At 69.8% G+C, this 6,044-nt stretch carries 4 protein-coding genes; all 4 read left to right on the forward strand.

The features are described from left to right. Positions 1-158 precede the first annotated feature (158 nt). The 4 genes from QZX93_RS09785 to QZX93_RS09800 all read left to right on the forward strand — a co-directional run bounded on the left by QZX93_RS09785 (position 159) and on the right by QZX93_RS09800 (position 5,585). On the forward strand, positions 159-2,255 hold the full coding sequence (locus tag QZX93_RS09785) for a hypothetical protein (RefSeq protein ID WP_295386134.1): 2,097 nt from the start codon (positions 159-161) through the stop codon (positions 2,253-2,255). A gap of 80 nt (positions 2,256-2,335) precedes the next feature. Then, positions 2,336-2,695 (forward strand): hypothetical protein, encoded by a 360-nt coding sequence (locus QZX93_RS09790; protein ID WP_295386136.1) that lies wholly within the window; start codon positions 2,336-2,338, stop codon positions 2,693-2,695. A 293-nt stretch (positions 2,696-2,988) separates the two neighbouring features. Further along, positions 2,989-5,238 carry an ATP-dependent helicase gene (locus tag QZX93_RS09795; protein ID WP_295386138.1) on the forward strand — a complete coding sequence of 750 codons (2,250 nt, stop codon included), beginning with the start codon at positions 2,989-2,991 and terminating at the stop codon, positions 5,236-5,238. Beyond that, the gene (locus tag QZX93_RS09800) at positions 5,235-5,585 is read left to right on the forward strand and encodes a hypothetical protein (protein ID WP_295386140.1); all 351 of its coding nucleotides are present in this window, start codon (positions 5,235-5,237) and stop codon (positions 5,583-5,585) included. The genes QZX93_RS09795 and QZX93_RS09800 overlap by 4 nt, the downstream gene beginning before the upstream one ends. Positions 5,586-6,044: the final 459 nt, after the last annotated feature.

The following is a 6,044-nucleotide window of genomic DNA, read 5'->3' on the forward strand; positions in this document are numbered from 1 at the left end:
CTCCAAGCCCTGTCAGGGGCTTGTCGATGCGGCTCGTTATGCGACTCTATGACGCCCTACATGTCGTCATAACATCATGTAATTTATAAATATGCCGACCTACTGAGATCCCAAAGAGCCCGAAAACTCAGGGCACCCGGGCCGCGCTGGCGGCGGCGGTGGACGCCCAAGACGAGGCGATCAGGCTGCGCCGGGGGCTCGACCTCTCGGTGGCCGAGTACCGCAACGGCCTGGCCAATGCATGCTTGAACAAGGGCGTCGCGCTCGCAGCCCAAGGCACCCCGGCCGCACTGGCGGCGGCGGTGGACGCCTATGACAAGGCGATCGGGCTCGCAGCCGTACCGGAAGGCCGCCCGGACGAGGCGTTGCGCATCGACCGCGCCAAGGCTGAAACCAAGGCCCTCGGCAACAAGGCCCTCGCCTTGCTCCAACTCGACGACCCGATGGGCGCCCAGGACTCGGCCGACGAGGGCTTAAGCCGTCTGCGCGAGCTGGAATCCCATGGACTCTATACGCTCAGGCCACTGCGCGAATCGCTGTTCCGACTGACCCTCAACTGCTCCCTCGCCGCCCGCCAACCCCAGTTCCTCCCGGAGATCGTCCTGGAGCACCTGGACCCCGACCAGCCGGGCAGCGCCCCCGCCTCGCCCGCGATGCACAGCGCAGCACTGAACGCGCTGCAACAGGGCATGGCCCAGTATCTCCAGACCCCGCGTCAATCCCACCGCGCCGCCGAGCTGGTCCCGGCCGCCCAACGTCTCGCGGAGATCCGCGCACTCTATTTCGGCGGCACCGCCGAGGGCGTCCGGCTGCAAGCCGAGGATCTGGAGCGGCGCGGCAACCCGGACGGCGCGCTGCGGGTGCTGCACGACTATGTCGCCGCCCGCCCGCTGGACCCCGAGGGCCAGCTCGCGCTCGCCGAGCACTATGGCCGCCGCCGCGACTGGCCGCGCGCGCAGCCGTGCTGGCAGCGCGCGGCGGCGCTCCTGATGCAGCAGGCGCCGGAGGATGCCGACCGGGCGGAGGTCGCCGGGCGGGTCGCACGGGTCGCGCAGCTCCTACTCGATCTCAAGCTGATGACGCTGGCGCTCGACCAGCCGACGAGCGCGGCCGACACCCGACTCCTGCTCGCGCAGAGCGACGACCTGCTGCGCTGGCTGCTCCGCGATTTCGTCGACGGACTCTTCGCCGATGCGCGGGGCGCGCCGGTCGCCGATCCGGGGCTGGCCGACTGGCGCGCCCCGCTGGCCCCCGCGCTGGACGCGGTCTGGGCGCCATTCGCGGAGCGGCGCCAGGCAACGCTGGATGAATTGATCGCAAGCGCCGACGCCCATGCGCGCGAGCGCGCCTGGCAGGCATTCGAGTCGATGACGCTCGCGATGCACCGCACCCTGGTCGCGGGTCTTTCGATCCGCTGGTCGGGATTCGCGCAGGCGCTGGCGCACACCTGGATCGAGATCTGGTCCGAGCGCCGCGACGCTTGGCTCGCGGCCGACGCGCCTGAGCGCGAACGCATCGAGTCCGAGATCGGTCGGGCGCTCGCCCATCGGGTCGCAGAGGAGAGCCGGAAGGTTTCGGACGGCGAGCTGGCCGAGTCAGGCAGGCAGCTCCGCGGACTGCTCGGGCGGATCTGGGATGAGGCGCTGGACGACCCCGAGCGGCGCTTCCTCGCCTGCGCCCTGCGCTGTCTGGGCGAGGACGGACTCGCGCGCTATGCCGGCCTGGAACTGGGGCTTGCGGTCGAGTGGAGCCTGGGCAACCGCCTGTTCTCCCCCTTGCGTCAGGCCTGGCGGGACGGCGCACCCGAGCGCGGCACGGCCAAGGCCGCCCAGCATTTCGGGGTGCCGGACGGCGAGCGGGGCCTCGCTGGACCTTTGACGCGCTTTCTCGACGGCCAGCTCGGCCAGCTTGAGCTCGGACCCATGGTCGCCTGGCTCCAGAAGGCCATCAAGGGCGACTCCCCGGCCCAGACCCCAGCCGAGCGCCTGTTACGCGGCTTGGTCGGGGACTTCATCGCCGCGGGTCTACCCAACCCCGCCGTCCTGCTCGCGCCCGAACCCGAGGTCCGCAAGCGCCGCGCCCGGACGCTGGAGGATCTCCGAAGTCTGCGCAACGACTGCGCACACCCGCAGGATGCGCCAACGCGCGAGCGGCTCGACGGTGCCTGGGCGAGTGTGGTCGCGAACGACGCGGATGCCTTCTACCGCTATTTCGGTCTGGCACTGTTGCACCCGGAGGCGATGGGGCGATCCTGAGACGGGTTGTGTGCGCAAGTCGTTCGGTATCCAGTGTTGCGAGCCAGCCGCCCGGTCCCGCCGCCAGCCTGGCGCAGTACATGTCCCAGACCAGTCATCGACTGGCCGCTGCCGCCCTTCAGGCCATCGGCGACCATCTGGTCTGTGCTCGGCTGCGGGTCGCGGTGGGGCGTTCCCCGGCTGTGCCCACGCCGGAGGACGAGGGCGCCTGGGCGCTCGACTGGCTGATCCAACTGGACCCCGGGATGCCCTGGTTCGAGGACGCCCTGCAAGACACCCTCGACCAAGCCGCCCAGGCGGGGGAACGCATGCTGGCCAGCTACCCTGTTGCAGCCGGCGGTGCCCGGTCCATCCTGGACGCACTGACCAACGCCGCGACCGCGATGGCCCTGATTCTGGCCGCACCGTCCGGCGATGAGGCCGAACATGCCGCTCACTGAAACCATCGCGCTGCCCAGTATCACCAATACCCGCCCCACCGGGGCCCTCGTCTTCCACGAGCAGCGCCGGGAGGGCGGGGCGGAATCACCTACGGGAACTTTCGCGGAAACCTGGCCTATCGCCAGGACCACGGCGAGACCAGCGACCGCGATCATGTGCGGTTCTGGCGCGAGCTGGCGCTGGCCAAAGCGCCGCGCTTTCCCCACGCGGCCCTGGTGCCCATGGGCCAGCGGCTGGAAACCTGGCTGGAGTTGGAGCGGAGCCGGTAGATGGTCCCCGAACAGAGCAAGCCATGAGCTACACCGACGAACAACTGCGCGCCATCGAGCACACCGGCGGCCATAGCCTGACCTACGCCGTGGCCGGCTCGGGCAAGACCCACATGCTGGTCGGCCGGGTCCTGTTCCTGCTGGAGCAGGGGGTGCCGGCGGAGCGTATCCGCGTGCTCGCCTTCAACCGCGAGGCGGCCAAGGAGTTCCAGACCCGGCTCGCGGGCGCGCTGCCGACGCACCGCGCCGCGCCCAAGGTGTCCACCTTCCACAGCCTGGGGCTGTCGCTGATCGCGCTGTTCGAGAAGCACGAACTGCTGCCCCGCCGTCGGCTAGAGGCGAGCGAAGCCGTGGAGAAGAAGCTCGCCCGCGAGGCCGCCCTGGCGGCGCTGAAGGAGGAGGGCAGCGACGAGTACCCGAGCCAGGACGCGTTCGAGGCATTCCGCGCCTTCATCGGGCTGGTCAAGTCGGACCTGCTGCCCGCCGCGGACGCCTTCCCGACCTTTGGCCTGCTGCCGTCCTGCGCCTACTTCGTCCGGGCGTTCGCGCGCTTTGAGCAGGCGCGGGAGCGGGCTGGCCTGCGGTTCTTCGCCGATCTGCTGTCGGACCCCGTGGCGGTGATGCGCGCCAACCCCAAGGCGCTCGCGCTGGTCACGAACAAGCTGGACCTGGTGGTGGTCGATGAGTTCCAGGACGTGAGTCGCGTCCAGGTGGAACTGCTGATCCAACTGGTGGGTACCCGGGCGCACCTGAATGCGGTGGGCGATGATTCGCAGTGCATCTACGCCTGGCGAGGTGCGCGCCCGGAGGTCATGGGGAGCGAGTTCGCCCGGCACTTCCCCGGGGCGACCCGCTACACCCTGTCCCGGACCTTCCGCTTCGGCCACCGGGTGTCGCTGGCCGCCGCCCAGTTGATCGGCCACAACCGCAACCGCATGGACACCCTGTGCGTTTCGGCACCGTCCACGCCGGACACCGGCATTGAGGTGCTCCACGCCACCTCGGCCGGGGACCAGGCCGCGGTGGTGGCGGCCATCGACGGCTGGCGGCGCGGCGGGCGGTCGCTGCGCGAGGTCGCGGTCCTCGCCCGGCTCTGGGCACAGACCCTGAGCCTGGAACTGGCCCTGCTGGAACGCGACATCCCCTACGTCAAGGCGAAGGACGACCTTTTCCGGGTCCCCGAGATCGCCGGGTTGCTCGGCTACCTGCGCCTGGCCGCCGGCACCCTCTTCGCCGAGCCGCGGGCGCGCGAGATCGTCCGGCACATGCTCGCAACCCCGACCCTGTGGCTGACGGCGGCCACGCTCGATACCCTGGCCGATGCCATCGTCCGCGCCCCCGCGCAGGCCCCGACCCTGCTCATGGAGACCGCCCGCCAGGCCAAGAAGCCCTATCACGAAACGCGGATCAGCGACCGTGCGCAACTGTGGCACGAGGCTCTGGGCTGGGCCGACCTGCCGGCCGCCGAGGCGCTGCGGTGCTATGCCGCCACCACCGATCTGGTGAGTGCCTTCGCCACCTCGGCCACCACTGAGGCGGCAGCCGAAAAGGAGTTGGCCTATCAGACGCTCCTGGACTGGGCGGTGCGTACCCGCACCACGGTGGGTGAGTTCGTCGCCCGCATGGATGCGCTGCGGCGGTCCCGCGAACGCTACGAGGCCGGCGGCGACGCGGTGCTGCTGTCGTCGATCCACCAGGTGAAGGGGCGCGAGTTCCCCCTGGTCATCGTCACCGGGCTGGAAGACGGGCTGTTCCCGTCGCGCCGCGCGAGTGCCGAGGAAGAACGGCGGCTCGCCTACGTGGCGATGACCCGCGTCCAGGAACAGCTCCTGCTGGTCGTGCCGCCGGATGCGCGCTTCGATGCGGCCTGGCTGGGCACTCCCACCCGGGGTCCCGGTTCGGCGAAGACCGCCGCCAGTCCCTTCGCCTTCGAGGCCAATCTGCGCACCAGTTCGGCACTCGGGGAGGCGATCACCCGTCGGCTGTCCGGCGCTGACCCCGACTCGCCCTTGCCGGAGGCGGCGCTCCAGGCGGCACCGGTGCTCAATCGGTACCTCGGCGAAGTGGGGCTTGAGGAACGCTACCAACCACCGGCGCAGCCGCCGACGGCCCCGGTGCCCCCCGGCGACTGGGGCATCAACGACCGGGTGCGACACCCCTTCTTCGGCGATGGCCTGGTGGTCGGCATTCGCGACCAGGACATCCTGGACATCAACTTCGGCGGGACCCGTCGGTCCATCAAATCGGGCGTCGTGGCCATGGAGCGGGTGTGACCGCGCTCGCACCCTGCGGGCGTTTCGACCCCGCCCTCGGCCGTCTGCCGGGCGCGGTCGCCCACGCGCTCTTCCGCGGTGACGATTGGCTGGCGACCTCGAGCCTCTCCATTACCACCGCGCTGGAGGCCGCCGCGCCGAACACCCGCATCGCCTGGGCCTGCGACTGGGCGGTCTTCCGGACCTGGGCACTGGGTCGGGCGGCGGCTTGGTATCCGGACGAGCGCGACCGCATCCGTCTCCCGACCCGGCCGGAACTGCTGGTGCGGTTTGTGACCGACATGCTGGGTTGGTGGCCATTGATGTCGCGGACCTGGAGTTCGCGGGCGGCGACGGTGCCCTGGTGATGCTGCGGCCGACCAAGCTGCGACTGGAGGCAGAGCCGGAGCCCCGGTATCTGGCGCCGCTGACCGCGGACCTGCTGCGTCAGCGGACGCTTGTCCGCACGACAGCCCGTCCGCAAACTGCAAACTTGGCCTGCATACGCTCAAGCGGCGTTGGCGACGCCGCGTTGGAACTCATCCCGGAAACACAGTAGAGAAGTCCACCCCGCGGACACAGTATCGTAAGGAGGATTGCCAGCGGCGGATATTGTGGTAAGTCCCCCATTTCCCCCTTTTCGTGTTCAGCCTCCGACGATTGTCCCGGAATCGATCATTCCGTCCAATCTCGACTTTGGCCATTTCAGGGAGTCGAGGCCAGTTGATCCAGCACGCATTGCCAGTCCTGGCGGGAAATGACGAGGGATTCCGGGTCTGGGGTTGATGTGACGAAATTCGACGCGGCCCAGCTGGTGCGGCGCACCA

The sequence above is a fragment of the uncultured Thiodictyon sp. genome (assembly GCF_903946935.1).
Lineage (GTDB): Bacteria > Pseudomonadota > Gammaproteobacteria > Chromatiales > Chromatiaceae > Thiodictyon.